The following is a 14,440-nucleotide window of genomic DNA, read 5'->3' as shown; positions in this document are numbered from 1 at the left end:
GTCAGCCTGGTTGCTCCAGGAGCATGGCGTCGAGGGTGGCGGTGATGATGGCGGTGTCGACCGCCCCGGTCACCTTCCCGTACACCAGCCCATCCCGGTCGACGAAGAAGGTCTCGGGAACCCCGCGCACCCCGAAGCCGATCGCCAGGCGGGAGCGGGCGTCCATTCCCACCGGATACGCCCTCCCGAACTCGTCGAGGAACTCGATCACCGCAGGCTCGTCCGACTGGTACACCACACCGATCACCTCCACCCCGGCCGGGCCGTAGGTCTCGGCGGCCGCCACCAGGACGGCGTGCTCCGCCCGGCAAGGGATGCACCACGGTGCCCAGAAGTTGACCACCACGATGCTTCCTCGCAGGTCGGCGAGCGACAGGGCCTCGTTGCTCTCCACCAGGTCGATGGCACCCTCCGGCGCCGGCTTTCCGATCAGTGGCGACGGGGCGAGTGTCGGGTCGGTTCCGAAGCGCGAGGCGAACACAACAGCGGCGCCGGCGGTGACGATCACCCCCACCAGCAGGACCAGCCAGGTGCGTCGGGTCACTCTGCGGCCTCCTCGATCATGCGGCGGGCCTCGGCCACGACGTCCTCGGGAGCGGCACCCGAGGCGATCACCGCTTCGAGGAGGGGAAGCGCCGCCTCCTCGTCCCCGAGGCCGTGATAAAGGGCATTGGCCAGGAACCAGGTGGCGAGGGCGTCATCGGGTGCAAGCTCGAGGCTCTCCTCGAGCAGCGAGACCCCGGTTGCGGCGTCTCCGGAGAGGTAGGTCATCCATCCGAGGTACATCAGCGCCTCGGGGTTGTTCTCCCGCTCCAGAATGTACAGGTAGTGGGGGAGGGCGGCAGAGAACTCCCCGGCCTCCACGTAGCGCCGGGCGAGGGCGAGGCGCATCCCCAGGACCGCGGGGTTGGCCGCCACCACCGCCTCCATCTCCTCTGTCGAAACCGATGCCAGGTCGATGGTGCTCGGTGTGGTGGGGGTCGAACCGGGACGGACCGCCACCACCAGGCCAACGGTGACCAGGGCCGCCAGTCCGAGGAATGCGATCACGCCGGCGGCAACCCTCCGGCCGGAGCGGCCCGTCGCGGGCGGCGCCGTCGCAGCGGCATCAAGGTGGCGCAGGGCGGCCGCCGCCTCCGCTTCGTATCGGGCCCGCAGCGTGACCGCCTGATCCGGAGTGATCTCTCCCACTTCGACTTGCGCCTCCAGGGCGATGAGCTCGTCGAGCGCCCGGTCGCGTCGTTCCTCGGCGAGTCCGGCCTCATCGTGCTTCACGTCGTCGCCTCTCCTCGAGCGCCCGGGCGACCCGGGCGCGCTCCTCTTCGGTCAGAGCGGCTGCCTCGGCGCGGCGGCTCCTTCCCAGCACCAGGGCCACCCCGATCCCGGCAGCCACCAGCGGGAGCACCCAAAGCAGTGCGGTGCGGGCGTCACCAGGCGGGTCGAGCAGCACCTCCTCCCCGTAGGTGGAGACGAAGAAGGCGACGATCTCGTCGTCGCTCCATCCCTGATCGACGCGCTCCTCGATGAGGGCGTACAGCTCCCGCGACAGCTCGGCTGGGGAATCGGCGATCGACTCGCTCTCGCACACCGGGCACTTCAGCCTTGTGGCGAGGGCGTGAACCCGGTCCTCGTCGGCGGCGGGAGTCGTCGCCAGCACCCAGGCGATCACGGCCAGGGAGGCGGTGATCAGCGCCACCGCAACCAGGTTTCGAGTGCGCTCAGACCGCGGCACCGATACCCCCCTCTAGCGAGACGGCGCGACGCCGCCTCCTGCCGGTGAACGAGAGCAACCCGCCGCTCACCACCAGGAGGCCGCCACTCCACAGCAGCCACATCAGTGGGAAGCGGTGGGCGTCGAACGTGACCCGCCCCGACTCGGGCTCGATGCGGACCAGGGACAGGTACACGTCCTCTAGCAGCCCGGTGCGCACCGCCGGTGTGGGGATCGCCTGCACCTGGTTCGGGTACTGGGCGAGGGCGGGTCGAAGCGTGGCCAGGTGACGTCCATCGCGCGCCAGGGCCAGGGTGGCGCCGATCAGGGTCCGGTTCGGATCCTGGCGGGCGAACGGGCCCTCATAGGTGATGGTGTACCCGTCGAAATCGGCGGATGCACCCACCTCCAGTTCGATGGTCTGGCGGGAGTCGAAGGAGCCGGAGAAGGCGATCGCCACCGCCACCAGGGCGACCCCGATGTGGGACACCATCCCTCCCCAGTAGCCGGGGTCGGAGCCGTAGAGCCGTGCCACGGCCGTGGAGTAGCGCTCGGGCCGGGAGCGTGCCGCGGCGTGGGCCTGCCGGGCGATCGTCGAGATCATGAACGCGGCCAGGGCGAAGGTGAGCAACACCGCCACCGATCGCAGCCCGGCGAGCACGGCGGCGACGGAGGCGACCGCCGTGAACTGCAGCGGCCCGCGCGTACGCTCCCAGAGCACCGTCCCCCGGGCATGGCGGTACGGCATCACCGGCCCGATCCCTGCGGCGAAGAGGAGCACCAGAGAGATCGGGATGGCGGCACGGTCGAACCAGGGCGCCCCCACCGAGACCCGGTCGCCGGTGAACGCCTCCAGGATCATCGGGTAGATGGTCCCGAGGAGCACGACGAAGGCGAACATGGACAGGGCCAGGTTGTTGAGCAGGAAGGCGCCTTCACGGCTCACCAGCGAGTCGAGACGCGGTGTGGACGACACCAGATGGCCGCGGAAGGCGAACAGCCCGAACCCGGCGGCGAGCACCACCACCAGGAACCCGAGCAGGGCCGGCCCGACCGCCGACTGGGTGAAGGAGTGCACCGAGGCGACCACCCCCGATCGGGTGAGGAAGGTGCCGAAGATGGTGAGGGCGAAGGTCCCGATCACCAGGGCCACGTTCCACGCCTGGAGCATCCCCCGGCGACGCTGCACGATCGCCGAGTGGACGAAGGCGGTGGCGGTGAGCCAGGGGAGGAAGGAGGCGTTCTCCACGGGGTCCCAGGCCCAGTACCCGCCCCATCCCAGCACCTCGTACGACCACCACCCCCCGAGGAGGATCCCCAGGGTGAGGAAGCTCCAGGCGATCAGCGTCCAGCGGCGGGTGCGCTCCAGCCAGGCGGTGCTGCCGTCGCCGGCGAGCAGTGCGGCAATGGCGAAGGCGAAGGGGGCGGTCAGCCCCACGTATCCGAGGTACAGCATCGGGGGGTGGAACGCCATCAGCAGGTGGTTCTGCAGCAGCGGGTTGGCCCCGGCGCCCTCGACCGGCGCCGGCGAGATGGTGGCGAACGGGTTGGCGGCGGTGAGCATCAGCCCGAAGAAGAACACCGCAACCAGGCCCATCACCGCCAGGGCGGCCGCCCCGATGCGGTCTCCGTCGCCGACGGTGCGGTACACCCAGGCGGTGAAGACGGCGAGCACCAGGCCCCAGAGCACAATGCTCCCCTCGAGGGCCGCCCAGGCCGATGCGATGGTGAACAGCAGCGGGGAAGTGGTGCTGTGGTTGCGGGCGACGTACTCGATGGAGAAATCGTCGGTGAGGAGGGCGAACTCGAGGCACACCATGGCGGCGGCTGCACCAACCAGCAGCCCCCACACCGGGAGGCGGAATCGAGCCCTCGGCCCTCCGCCTGCTGCGAACGCGCGCAGACCGGTGAAGGCGAGCGCGACTGCGGAGACCAGCGCCGTCACCAGGGCCGAGAAGCCGAGCGCGGCGGTCACGGCTGGTGCGAGTCGGGGGTGTACACGCTGCCGTCCTCGGTGCGGTACTGCTCGTCGTGCTTGATGATCATCGAGTCTGAGCGGAACACCGTTCCGTCCCAGGTCCCTTCGACGACCACCCCGATCCCCTCCCGGAACAGCTGCTGCGGGGCCCCCGAGTGCTCCACGGCGACGATCTCCTTGCCGTCACCGACCTCGAAGAGGATGGTGGCACCGTTCTCGACGATGGATCCGGGCACCACCTGGCCGCCGAGACGGAAACGGTCGGGCCCGGGCTCGGTGGCGTCGGCCACCTCGGACGGGGTGCGGTAGTAGACCAGGTTCTCCCCCAGGTTGGCGACCAGGAACCCGATGAGCACGACTGCCAATCCGGCGGTGGCGACGATGAACAGACGGTACCGCCTCATCGCTTCCCCAGTGCCTTGGTCGCCCTCCGGGTGCGAAGCGCCAGGCTCACCACATAGGAGGCGAGCGTCGCGTAGACGATCGCCTGGGCAAGCGCCACCCAACCCCAGTCGCTCATGACATCGCTCCGGGTTCGGCGATGGCGGCTCCGGCCACCTGCTCGCTCGCTCCGGGGAGCGCCATCAGTTCATCCTCCAACCGGGCCAGGTGCCGCCGGCGGCCTAAGAGGGCGGCGTATGCGACGGTGAAGGCGAAGACGGCGGCGAGGAGGGCGGCGAGAAGTGGGCCGTCGATCTGGGGGTCGTCGGGGCGCAGCACCGTCGGTGGCTGGTGCAGTCCGCGCCACCAGATCACAGAGAAGTGGACCAGGGGGATCTGTACGGCGGCGACGATGCCGAACACCGCCGCCCGGGTGGCGCGCCGCGCTGGCTCGGCCATCGCCCGGCGCAGCGCCAGGTAGCCCAGGTACACGAAGAACATCACCGCCGTCAGCACCAGCCGGGCATCCCAGGTCCACCACACACCCCACACCGGCTTACCCCAGATGCTCCCGGTCACCAGCGCCAGCCCGGTGAACACCACGCCGATCTCGGCCGACGCCCCGGCGATGTGGTCCCAAGCGATGCGGCGGGTGACCAGCCAGGCGATGCTGCCCACCAGGGTCACCCCGAAGGCGAGGTACGCCAGCCACGCCGACGGCACGTGGACGTACATGATCCGCTGCAGGTCGCCCTGGACGGCGTCCGGCGGCACCACCAGGCCGAGGACCAGGGCCGCCATCAGGGTGAGGGCGGCGGCGAGGTCGAGAGGTCTGATCACGACTCCTCCAGCGGGCGGGCGGTGAGCACCCCTGCCAGGGCCAGGATCAAGTCCATCAGCGCCAGCAGCAGGATCCAGCGCAGGATACCGTCGCCGGATTGCAAGCCTTCGGTGGCTCGGGCCGCCCCGAGGAGCATCGGGACCGCCAGCGGCACCACCAGCAGGGGGGCGAGCGTCCCGCCCCTGAAGCCCGTCGCCACGCTTCCGGCCAGCGTGCCCAACAGTCCCAGACCACCTGCCACCAGCGGGAGGAGCAGCACCATCCACCACCATCCGGTGACCTTCGGGTCGTAGAGAAAGACGGTCACCACCCCCATCGCCACCTCGAAGGCGAGCAGGAGGATGGCGGCGGCGGCCGCCGAGGCGGCGAAGCGGGCCGCCGGGTCGACGCCGAGCAGGGTGAGGGCGTCTCGCCGCGCCCGGTCGGGGAAGGCGCTCTGGCGTTGGGTGACCAAGGTGCCGAACAGCAGCACCACGGCCCAGAAGAGCCCGGGGCCGATGCGATCCAATAGGGGAGTGTCGATCCCGACGGCCATCGGCACCACCAGCAGTGCCACGGCACCGAAGGGAGTCAGGACCATGGCCACCTCGCCGGAGCGGCGTTCCTCGACCAGTTGGAAGCGGAAGAGGGTCAGGGCATGGCGGATCATGCCGCCTCCAGCCGCCCGTCGACGAGCAGAACCGACCGAGATATCAGCGGCGCCACTCTCTCTCGTTCGTGGGAGACGACAATGGCGCAGCCGCCGCGCTCCAGGGTGGCGGCGACGGTGCGCTCGACCAGCGTCGCCGCCGCCGGGTCGAGGCCGACGTGCGCCTCGTCGAGCAGCAGCACCTCGGGCTCGGTGAGGGCGACCCGGGCGAACTCGGCACGGCGCCGCATCCCGTTCGAACACTGGTCGGCACGGCGCCCGGCGGCGCCCGCCAACCCGACCTCGTCCAGCGCCCGGGCCGCGGCCTCCGGTTCGGCGCCCGAGAGCCTGGCGAAGAGGCGGAGGTTCTCGGCGAGGGTGAGCGATGGGGCCAGCGCCGGCTCGTGGCCGATCAGGGCGATCCGAGGCCTGACCGCTTCCACCGCTCCCGTACCGAGGGGTGCGCCCAGGATCCGGCCCGAGCCCGCCGATGGTCTTGCCAGCGTGGCGATGAGACGCAGCAGGGTGGTCTTGCCGGAGCCGTTGGCACCGAAGAGGCCGACGGCCTCGCCGGGAGCCACCTCGAGGTCCACGGCGCGCAGGATGAGGGTCGTGGTTCGGCGCAGTGCCACGCCTTCGAGGGAGATCAGCGAGCCGGTCATCGGCCGTGGAGTGTACGGGGGGTGTTCAGCGGGGGAGAAGCCGTCCACCCTCGTAGCCGTCTGGGCGCCACCGTCGCCAGGCGAGGAGGCCGACCGAAAGGGCAAGTCCGATGGCGTAGGAGGTGGTGCGCCCCGAACCGAAGGAGGCCCGGAGCGGCTCGGTCGCCAGGCGGATGGCGGCGACGGCGACGGCGGCTGCAGACACCAGCACCCCGGCACGGGTACGACCATTCCGGCGGAGCAGCCACACCGCGGTGGCGGCGACCAGGAGGAGGACGGCGGCGTAGGCCTCCGTGGGATGGCGCGGCACGCTGCCTGCGGTTGCGGCCACGCCCCAGGGGAGGTCGGTGGCGGTTCCCAGGCAGGATCCGGTGAAGACACACCCGGCATGCCACCCGGCGAGCGCGTACAGGGCCGGGGCGGCCAGGGCGTCGAGGGTCGCCCAGAGATCGTCTCGGGAACGCCAGGCCGCCATGGCCAGCGCACCAAACGTGGCGGCGGCGGTGCTCACACCACCGCGGACCACCAGGACGTCCAGCGGATGGGTGAGCGGATTCACGCCCGAGGCGACCATGGCGGCGAGCCGGCCCGTCGCCAGACCGGCGATCGTCGCCGTGAGCGCCAGGTCCCAGAGGCGCCCCGCATCCGCCCCCTCGGGCAACAGCGCCAGCCGCAGCGCCCCGAGGGCGAGCACAGCGGCGGCCAGGAGCCCGAACTCCATCACCCGCCGGCCAGGAGCTCGTCGATCCACAGTGCCAGGGTTCGCTCGTCGATCACTCCGCGGTGGAGATGGGCCAGTTCGCCTCCGGACCGGAAGAAGAAGGTGAGGGGGACGCCGGAGCCCCCGAGGGCGGCAGGCACGGCTCCGGTGGCGTCGAAGCGGTGCTCGAAGCCGTCGAGACCGAACTCGGCGATGAACGCCCTGGCGCCGGCCTGATCGTCTCGCACGTCGATCCCGAAGAACTGGATTTCGTCGCCCCAGCGTTCTGCCGCCGTCCGGAGCAGCGGCGCCTCCGAACGGCACGGGGCACACCACGAGGCCCAGACGTTGACCACCATCGGGCGCTCGGATGCGGCGAGGATGGTCTCCATCGCCGCCGGGTCGATCGGCTCCAGAGGGGGCACCTCGTCGGGTGACCCGGTGCCGGCGCCACACGCCCCCAGGACGAGCGCCAGGGTGGTGGCGGATACGAGGCGTCTCAGGACCCGCCTCCGGAGAGAGCCGAACGGGCGGCGGCGAGGTCGGCCGTGGACACCGCCATCGCCGCCGGGTCGGAGCGAAGTGCCTGCAGTGCCGCCTCACGCAGCAGGCCGGTGAGATCGGCGAAGGAGAGCCCCTCGGTCGACTCGGCCAGGGCGTCGAGGTCGACCTCGGGGGCGAAACGAAGGTCGGTGATGGCGAGCAGTGCCCGGCGGGCCTCGGTCGGCGGCAGTCCCAGGTGAATGTGAGACTCGAGCCTTCCCGGTCGCAGCAGCGCGGGGTCGACCAGGTCGATGCGGTTGGTGGCACCGATGACGACGACGTCGCCGCGGCCGGTGATGCCGTCCATCTCGGTCAGAAGTGCCGCCACCACGCTGTCGGTGACCGAGGTCGTGCTGCGTCCCCGCACCGGGGCCAGGGCGTCGACTTCGTCGAAGAAGAGGATCGAGGGGGCCGCGGCCCGCGCCCGGGCGAAGATCTCCCGGACGCCCCGTTCCGACTCGCCCACGTACTTGTCGAGCAACTCGGCCCCCTTCACCGGGAAGAAGGCGGCGCCCGACTCGTGGGCCAGGGCTCCGATGACGAAGGTCTTCCCGGTACCCGGAGGCCCGTGGAGCAGGAGGCCGCGGGGAGGTTCGATCCCGAGGCGGGCGAAGCGCCCCGGGTCGGTGATCGGCCAGATGACGGCTTCGGTGAGTCGCTGCTTCACCTCGGTGAGGTTGGCCACGGCTTCGAAGCCGTGGGCGGGGATCTCCCCGCCGGGAAGGGCGCCAAGTGAGGGGGGTGTGGCGGCGATCGACTCCCCGAGCAGATCGTCGGTGATGGGGTCACCTCGACCCACCGAGAGCGCAGAGGCATGCACCACGGCTGCGACCACGTCGGCCCCGGAGAAGCCTGCGGTGCGCGCCGCCAGGGCATCGAGGTCGAGTTCGCCGTGGGGCACGCGGGCGAGGGCCGCCTCGAGGAGCATCCGTCGCCGCTTCAGGTCAGGCGGCGGAACGGCCAGCGTGCGCGGGAGCAGAGGTGAATCCGACACCGACGGGTCGAGGGCGTCTGCCGAGGTGACGCCGACCACGCAGGCCACACCGTCGCGGTCGGCCACGGCGTCGAGGAACCAGCGCATGATCGCCCCCGCCTGGGTTCGGAAGAGGCCGTCGGCGCCCGCCACGGCATCGAGACGGTCGACGAACAGCACGTGCGGCGGGGTGGATCCCTTCACCGCCCGGTCGAGGACGTCGACCAGGCGCTCGGGCTTGAAGACCAGGTCGACGGTCACCTCCTGGACCGTGGCGCCGGCGCGTTCGGCGGCGACGGCGACCAGCTCGGACTTGCCACATCCGGAAGGCCCCTCAAGCACGACCCCGGCCACCCTGGGGAGGCCCCAGGCCTTGGGGAGCGCCTCGGCTCCGGTGAGCAGGCGCAGCCATCCGGAGAGGGTCTCCAGTTGAGAGTCGAGCCCGGCGACCAGGGCCTGGGCGGTCGTGGGCCCATCGCCGGGAACCAGGCCGGGGTCGTGGGCGGTGAGCGCCGACCCCTCCCCGTCGCCGGCCGTGAGCAGGAGCGTGCCGCCTCCGACCAGGGCGGCGCCGTCGGGATCCACCTCCAGGACCTCGAGAGCGACAGGGGTCGATCCCTCTCCGGGGGTGATGGTGAGCCTGTCGCCGGCGGTGAGAGGTCGTCCCTGCAGTGCCCGGGCCAGGTGTCGCCTGTCGCCGGGGAGGCTCTCGCCCGCGAACACGACCCGGCGTGCCCCGGGAAGGTTGGACCGGGGCACATCCAGGGAGGTGCCGGCGGCGACGCCCGAGTTGGCCACGACGTCGGCGGGGAGCACCAGATCGTTGGGATGGGCGGTGTCGCCCGGGCGCACCAGGGCGTGGGTGCGGCCGACCCGTACCACGCCGCCTCCGGGCAAGCCCATGGCGGCGAGGAGGGCGCGGTCGGCGCGGGCCACCTGGTCGCTGCCCGTTCGGATGGTGAGGCGCATCGGCGCGGCAGCGTAGCCCGGAGCCGGTCCGCTACCGTCGCCCGATGGCCGCGGCACCGCCGACGATCGATGACCTGCGGGCCGCCACCGCCTCCATCGCAGGTCTGGCGGTGCGGACCCCACTGCTCGACGCCCCGACCCTGTCTGCGGCGGTCGGTCGGCCGGTGCATGTGAAGCCGGAGATGCTGCAGGTCACCGGTTCCTTCAAGTTCCGGGGAGCCTGCCACTTCCTGACCCTGCTCGGCCCGGAGGAGCGCAGGCGGGGGGTCGTCGCCTACTCGTCGGGCAACCACGCCCAGGGGGTGGCGGCTGCGGCGGCCCGGTTCGGGGTCGCCGCCACCATCGTCATGCCCGCCGATGCCCCGGGCGTCAAGCTGGAGCGCACCCGCTCCCATGGCGGCGAGGTGGTGCTCTACGACCGCGCCACCGAGAGCCGGGAGGAGATCGCCGCCGGTATCGCCGGAGAGACCGGGGCCACGCTCATCCCGCCGTACGACCACCCCCGAACCATCGCCGGCCAGGGAACGGTGGGGATCGAGATCGCCGCCGACTGTGTCGCCGCAGGCATCGAGGACCCGGTGGTCGTGGTCCCGCTCGGTGGCGGCGGACTGGCGGCAGGGATCGGCATCGCCCTCGAGACCGACCTTCCTGGGGCCTCCCTGTTCGGAGTGGAACCGGTGGGTTGGGACGACCATGTGCTGTCGCTGGCCGCCAGGAAGCGGGTCTCGGCGGAGGGCCGCCCGGTGACGATATGCGACGCCCTCTTGGTCCCGACGCCGGGCGAGATCACCTTCGAGGTGAACCGGCGGCTCCTTGCAGGTGCCGCCGCCGTCACCGACGAGGCGGTGCTGGTGGCGATACGCCTCGTCTTCGACGGGTTGCGCCTGGTGGTCGAGCCCGGCGGAGCGGTGGGTGTGGCTGCCCTGCTCGCAGGGTTGGTTCCCGGCAAGGGGCCGGTGGTGGTCGTGCTGTCGGGAGGAAACCTCGACCGGCCGACCCTGGAGAAGGCCCTCGATCACACGGCGATGCGGGTGAGTCCCGGCACCGGCCGTGCCGGGAGCGAGAGCGACGCAGAAGCATCGGCAAGTCGCACCCCGCCCGAGTAGAGCCATCGCCACAGCAGGTGCGCCTCCTCGGCCTCGGTGGTGGTGCGCGGGATCTCGGTGGGGGCAATGCCGGCCGCCATCGTGGGGAGGGGCAGGCCGTCTCCGGGAGCCCAGGCGCCCGCCAGGTGTCCGTGATCGATGATCGCCCCGCCGGCGGGACCCTCGGCGCGCATCAGGCCCGCGTGCTGCATCGACCTCCAGGCGCGGCGCCGCTCGATCGCCGTCGCCAGGGCGCGGTGACGGTCCCTCACCCAGGCGGCCTCCTCGAACCGGCGCTGTCGTGCCAGGGACGAGATGCGGGCTTCGAGCGGGTCGAGCAGCAGCGAAGGATCCTCGGTGACACCACGGATCAGGCCGGTCACAACCGGTCGGTACCTGGCGGCGGGCAGCGTGCCGTCACACGGGCAGAGGGACAGTCCCAACTGGGCGAAGGAGCACGGACCGGTCCTGCTCCCCGGCGGATGGGAGCAGCGGCGAATCCTGGTTGCATCCCATAGTGCCTCGATGACGGCTCGCCCGGCGGCGGCGCTGCGAAAGGGCCCCAGGTGGAGCAGGGCGCCGGGGGCGATGGTGCGCGCCAGAGACAGCCTGGGGAACTCTTCGGCCGTGAGCCGCACGAAATGCGGGCTGCGAGGCGGCTTCGATCGGCGATTGTGCCGGGGACGGTGTTCGGCGATGAGGCGGATCTCGGTCACCTCTGCCTCGATCTCGTTGGCGCACACCTGGTGGTCGACGGCGTCCAGCTCGCGCAGCATCTGTGCCACCGACCGACGGTCGTCTCCGTAGAAGTAGGAGCGGACACGGGAGCGGATGTCGAGCGCCTTCCCGACGTAGAACACCTCACCCTTCCGATCTCGAAAGAGGTAGACCCCGGGCCGTCTCGGGAGCCGGTCGGTGAGGGCGATCTTGCGGTAGTCGGCCTTGCCCCGCGCCGTTGGCATCGCCAGGAGGTCGTCGAGATGGGTGACGCCGATCGCACCCGCCCTCCCCAGCAGCTCCCAGAAGACGTGGGCGGTGGCCTCGGCGTCGGCCAGGGCGCGATGGGTGGGGGTGACCGGGGAGCGCAGGTAGGCGGCCAGTGCCCCGAGTTTCATGGTGCGCACCTCCCCGGCGAGGAGGCGTCGCGCCATCCCCAGGGTGTCCACGGTGCGGTTGGGGATCCGGCCGTAGCCGTGGGCGACCGAGGCCGCCTGGAGGTGGGACATGTCGAACCGCACGTTGTGTCCAACCACGACGGCGTCGCCGAGGAACTCGAGGAACGACGGGAACGCCTCGGCCAGCTTGGGGGCGCCGACCAGGAGCGCGTGGGTGATGCCGGTGAGAACCGTGATGAACGGCGGTATCGGGAGCCCGGGGTCGACCAGTGTCTGGAACCTTCCGGTTTCGCATCCTCCCAGGTAGCGGATGGCGGCGATCTCGGTGATCCCCAGGTCGCCCGGAGCCGACCCGGTGGTCTCGATGTCGAGCACGCAGAACGGGACATCGGCGAGGGGAGCCGAGAGATCCTGAAAGCTGCGCTGGGCCATCGTGGCCACCGAGGTCCTCCCGCGGGCCACCGACTGTAGTACGAACAGGTGTTCGGTGACAAGGACATCCGGTACCATGCCCGACCCGTTCGAGGAGGAAGGTTGACCCATCGCAGGGCAGAGGAGATCGACTGGTCGCCGGCCGGTGACGAGCACTTCACCGGGCGGGTGTGGTTCGGATCGCACCACGAACCCCACGACGAGGACGACCTGGCGGTGCTGGGCGTGTCGTTCGAACCGGGAGCGCGCAGCGACTGGCACAGCCACCCCGCAGGCCAGGTCCTGTACGTGGTGGCGGGTCGGGCGGTGGTCCAGGCGGAGGGAGAGCCCGCCGTCGTCGCCGGCCCGGGGGATGCCGTTCACGCCGCGGCAGGGGTGGTGCACTGGCATGGGGCGCCGCCGGACTCGCCGATGATCCACCTCTCCATCACCCATGGTGGAGCCACCAAGTGGCTGCCGCGCAAGGTGAGCGACGCCGAGTACCGGGCGGTCCTCGACTAGCCGGCGCGCTGGCGCAGGGCCTCGAAGAGAAGGATCCCAGCGGCCATCGCCGCGTTGAGGCTGTCCACCGATCCGGGCATCGGGATCGTGATCCGCTCGTCGGCCGACGCCAACCAGGCGTCGCTGAGGCCGTACTGCTCGCTTCCCACCACCAACGCCACCGGCCCGGTGAGATCGGCGAGGTAGTGGGGGAGTTCGGCATCGGGCGACGCCACCAGGATCCGCACACCGGAGGAGCGAAGGTGTTCCACGGCCTCGCCGGTGGTCGCCACGGCCAGGGGGACGCTGAACAGGGTCCCCAGCGACGCCCGAACCACGTTGGGGTTGAAGGGATCGGTGGCCGGGTCGGCGACGACGACGCCGGTGCAGGCGGCGGCGTCGGCGGTGCGCAACATCGTTCCCAGGTTGCCCGGCTTCTCGATCGACTCGGCCACCAGGGCCAATGCCGGACCGGAGAGGTCGAGGGCACTGAGGCTCGTGGGGAACTGGCGGGCCACCGCCAGCAGACCCTCGGGACGGTCCCGATAGGAGGCCTTGCGGAAAGGGGTCTCGGCAACCTCCACCACTTCCACCCCGGAGACGGCGAGCCGATCGACGAGGCGGCCCTCCCCCTCTCCGAGATAGAGGTCGGGGCAGACGAACAGCGTCTCCACCTCGACGGTGGAGTCGGCGGCGCGGGTCAGCTCCCGGAACCCCTCGACCAGAAACCGGCCGGTTCGGTCGCGTTCCCTCCTCTGGCGCAACCTGACGAGAGACTTCACCCGCGGGTTGGTCGGGCTTTGAATGGGATCCGAGCGACTGGGGCTGGACGAGGGCACCGGCTGGATGATGGTCGGCGTCAAGCCCTCATCCAACCGGACCCGACGCAGAAGCGCCGAGGGCCCTCGGCCCCCGGCGCCTCTGGCGGGCGGGATCGGTCGTCTACAGGAAGCCGTTGGCCTCGAGCCACTCCCTGGCGAGGTCTTCGGGGTCGGCTGCGTCGATGCCGTAACGCTTGTTGAGTTCGCTGAGGGCGTCGGTGGTGATCTTGGCGCTCACGGCGTCGAGCAGGGCTGTCAACTCTGATCCGTAGGCTTCCACGATCTCCTGGCGCAGCACCGGGACCACGTTCTCCGACGGCTGCAGGAGCTTGTCGTCCTCGAGGAGCACGAACCCGCGGGCGGCGATGACGCCGTCGGAGGTGAAGAGCAATGCGACGTCGATCTCACCACCGTCGAGGGCCTCGACCGTGAGCGAGCCTCCGACGTCGAGCGGCCGGAAGTCGGAGAACTCGAGGCCGTACACCGACTCCAGCCCGAGCAGGCAGAACTCCCGCTGCGGGCACTCCGGGGGGCCGCCCAGGACGAGGGTGCCGTTGTGGGCCTGCAGGTCGCTCACCTTGGTCAGGCCGAGACGGGCCGCCGTGTCGGCGGTGACCACGAATCCGTTCTTGTCCTCGGCCGGTGAGTAGGCGAGGGCGACCAGCCCGTCGGGTTCGATGGCGGCCTGGAGGGCGGCGAATGTCTCGTCAGGGTCGGTCGAGGGAGTGCCTCCCTTGAAGGTGAGCAGGGATCCCGTGTACTCGGCCATCAGGTCGATCTGACCGGTCTGCAGGGCCGGGTTGACCACTTCGCGAGATCCCAGGTTGAAGGATCGCTCCACCGGGTAGCCGGCGCCTTCAAGGGCCTGGGCGTAGATCTCGGCAAGTATCAGCTGCTCTCCTAAGTTGGTGGATCCGACCGTGATCGTCGGTCGTTCCTCGGTTCCGTCACCCGATCCGTCGCCGCAAGCGCCCAACACCAGCACTCCGGCGACGAGCATCGCCCCGACGGACCGCCTGCGGATGCCTGTCCGCATGGGTCGCTCCTCTCGTTGGTCGTGATGGGTCCGGCCGCGCGGCCGCGCCCCCGGGCTGTAACAGTGGGGCACCTTCGGGCATTCC

At 71.0% G+C, this 14,440-nt stretch carries 16 protein-coding genes; 2 read left to right on the top strand and 14 right to left on the bottom strand.

Features of this window, described 5'->3' with window-relative positions; all coding sequences use genetic code 11:
- Position 1: 1 nt before the first annotated feature.
- The 11 genes from QY307_02065 to QY307_02015 all read right to left on the bottom strand — a co-directional run bounded on the left by QY307_02065 (position 2) and on the right by QY307_02015 (position 9,386).
- Entirely contained in the window at positions 2 to 544 is a 543-nt protein-coding gene (locus QY307_02065; GenBank protein ID WKZ83059.1) for a TlpA disulfide reductase family protein, read from the bottom strand.
- Positions 541 to 1,275 carry a hypothetical protein gene (locus QY307_02060; GenBank protein WKZ83058.1) on the bottom strand — a complete coding sequence of 245 codons (735 nt, stop codon included), beginning with the start codon at positions 1,273 to 1,275 and terminating at the stop codon, positions 541 to 543. The genes QY307_02065 and QY307_02060 overlap by 4 nt, the downstream gene beginning before the upstream one ends.
- Positions 1,262 to 1,732 carry a cytochrome c-type biogenesis protein CcmH gene (locus QY307_02055; GenBank protein WKZ83057.1) on the bottom strand — a complete coding sequence of 157 codons (471 nt, stop codon included), beginning with the start codon at positions 1,730 to 1,732 and terminating at the stop codon, positions 1,262 to 1,264. Before QY307_02055 ends, QY307_02060 begins: the two co-directional genes overlap by 14 nt.
- The gene (locus tag QY307_02050; protein WKZ83056.1) at positions 1,719 to 3,686 is read right to left on the bottom strand and encodes a heme lyase CcmF/NrfE family subunit; all 1,968 of its coding nucleotides are present in this window, start codon (positions 3,684 to 3,686) and stop codon (positions 1,719 to 1,721) included. The genes QY307_02055 and QY307_02050 overlap by 14 nt, the downstream gene beginning before the upstream one ends.
- Entirely contained in the window at positions 3,683 to 4,093 is a 411-nt protein-coding gene (locus QY307_02045; protein WKZ83055.1) for a cytochrome c maturation protein CcmE, read from the bottom strand. Before QY307_02045 ends, QY307_02050 begins: the two co-directional genes overlap by 4 nt.
- A 112-nt stretch (positions 4,094 to 4,205) precedes the next feature.
- Positions 4,206 to 4,871 carry a heme ABC transporter permease CcmC gene (gene ccmC, locus QY307_02040; GenBank protein ID WKZ83740.1) on the bottom strand — a complete coding sequence of 222 codons (666 nt, stop codon included), beginning with the start codon at positions 4,869 to 4,871 and terminating at the stop codon, positions 4,206 to 4,208.
- 35 nt (positions 4,872 to 4,906) lie between these two features.
- A complete protein-coding gene (locus QY307_02035) occupies positions 4,907 to 5,560 on the bottom strand; it encodes a heme exporter protein CcmB (GenBank protein WKZ83054.1) in 654 nt (217 codons plus the stop codon).
- Positions 5,557 to 6,201, bottom strand: coding sequence for a heme ABC exporter ATP-binding protein CcmA (gene ccmA / locus QY307_02030; protein ID WKZ83053.1), 645 nt, complete (start codon positions 6,199 to 6,201; stop codon positions 5,557 to 5,559). Before ccmA ends, QY307_02035 begins: the two co-directional genes overlap by 4 nt.
- A gap of 25 nt (positions 6,202 to 6,226) precedes the next feature.
- A complete protein-coding gene (locus QY307_02025) occupies positions 6,227 to 6,922 on the bottom strand; it encodes a prolipoprotein diacylglyceryl transferase (GenBank protein ID WKZ83052.1) in 696 nt (231 codons plus the stop codon).
- On the bottom strand, positions 6,922 to 7,326 hold the full coding sequence (locus tag QY307_02020; GenBank protein ID WKZ83051.1) for a thioredoxin domain-containing protein: 405 nt from the start codon (positions 7,324 to 7,326) through the stop codon (positions 6,922 to 6,924). Before QY307_02020 ends, QY307_02025 begins: the two co-directional genes overlap by 1 nt.
- 74 nt (positions 7,327 to 7,400) lie before the next feature.
- Positions 7,401 to 9,386 (bottom strand): AAA family ATPase, encoded by a 1,986-nt coding sequence (locus QY307_02015; GenBank protein WKZ83050.1) that lies wholly within the window; start codon positions 9,384 to 9,386, stop codon positions 7,401 to 7,403.
- Between the two features lie 44 nt (positions 9,387 to 9,430).
- Here QY307_02015 and QY307_02010 point away from each other — a divergent pair, with 44 nt between their 5' ends.
- Positions 9,431 to 10,492 (top strand): pyridoxal-phosphate dependent enzyme, encoded by a 1,062-nt coding sequence (locus QY307_02010; GenBank protein ID WKZ83049.1) that lies wholly within the window; start codon positions 9,431 to 9,433, stop codon positions 10,490 to 10,492.
- Here the strand turns inward: QY307_02010 and QY307_02005 are convergent.
- Positions 10,402 to 12,018 (bottom strand): DEDD exonuclease domain-containing protein, encoded by a 1,617-nt coding sequence (locus QY307_02005; protein ID WKZ83739.1) that lies wholly within the window; start codon positions 12,016 to 12,018, stop codon positions 10,402 to 10,404. The two genes, QY307_02010 and QY307_02005, sit on opposite strands and share 91 nt — an antisense overlap.
- A gap of 102 nt (positions 12,019 to 12,120) precedes the next feature.
- On the opposite strand from QY307_02005, the gene QY307_02000 reads away from it, so the two are divergent.
- Entirely contained in the window at positions 12,121 to 12,519 is a 399-nt protein-coding gene (locus tag QY307_02000) for a cupin domain-containing protein (protein WKZ83048.1), read from the top strand.
- On the opposite strand, the gene QY307_01995 is transcribed toward QY307_02000, so the two are convergent.
- Together QY307_01995 and QY307_01990 are read right to left on the bottom strand one after the other, a co-directional pair.
- The gene (locus QY307_01995) at positions 12,516 to 13,280 is read right to left on the bottom strand and encodes a TrmH family RNA methyltransferase (GenBank protein WKZ83047.1); all 765 of its coding nucleotides are present in this window, start codon (positions 13,278 to 13,280) and stop codon (positions 12,516 to 12,518) included. The two genes, QY307_02000 and QY307_01995, sit on opposite strands and share 4 nt — an antisense overlap.
- 160 nt (positions 13,281 to 13,440) lie before the next feature.
- The gene (locus tag QY307_01990) at positions 13,441 to 14,355 is read right to left on the bottom strand and encodes an ABC transporter substrate-binding protein (protein ID WKZ83046.1); all 915 of its coding nucleotides are present in this window, start codon (positions 14,353 to 14,355) and stop codon (positions 13,441 to 13,443) included.
- Between the last annotated feature and the right edge of the window lie 85 nt (positions 14,356 to 14,440).

Source organism: Acidimicrobiia bacterium (assembly GCA_030584185.1).
Classification (GTDB): domain Bacteria; phylum Actinomycetota; class Acidimicrobiia; order Spongiisociales; family UBA11373.
This window is presented reverse-complemented; position numbering and strand designations above follow the sequence as displayed.

What these genes read in the sequence shown, in the direction of transcription:
- ccmC (WKZ83740.1), bottom strand. Translation starts at nt 4,871, where the DNA reads ATGGCGGCCCTGGTCCTCGGCCTGGTGGTGCCGCCGGACGCCGTCCAG.
- QY307_01990 (WKZ83046.1), bottom strand. Translation starts at nt 14,355, where the DNA reads ATGCGGACAGGCATCCGCAGGCGGTCCGTCGGGGCGATGCTCGTCGCC.
- ccmA (WKZ83053.1), bottom strand. Translation starts at nt 6,201, where the DNA reads ATGACCGGCTCGCTGATCTCCCTCGAAGGCGTGGCACTGCGCCGAACC.
- QY307_02025 (WKZ83052.1), bottom strand. Translation starts at nt 6,922, where the DNA reads ATGGAGTTCGGGCTCCTGGCCGCCGCTGTGCTCGCCCTCGGGGCGCTG.
- QY307_02045 (WKZ83055.1), bottom strand. Translation starts at nt 4,093, where the DNA reads ATGAGGCGGTACCGTCTGTTCATCGTCGCCACCGCCGGATTGGCAGTC.
- QY307_02035 (WKZ83054.1), bottom strand. Translation starts at nt 5,560, where the DNA reads ATGATCCGCCATGCCCTGACCCTCTTCCGCTTCCAACTGGTCGAGGAA.
- QY307_02015 (WKZ83050.1), bottom strand. Translation starts at nt 9,386, where the DNA reads ATGCGCCTCACCATCCGAACGGGCAGCGACCAGGTGGCCCGCGCCGAC.
- QY307_02005 (WKZ83739.1), bottom strand. Translation starts at nt 12,018, where the DNA reads ATGGCCCAGCGCAGCTTTCAGGATCTCTCGGCTCCCCTCGCCGATGTC.
- QY307_02010 (WKZ83049.1), top strand. Translation starts at nt 9,431, where the DNA reads ATGGCCGCGGCACCGCCGACGATCGATGACCTGCGGGCCGCCACCGCC.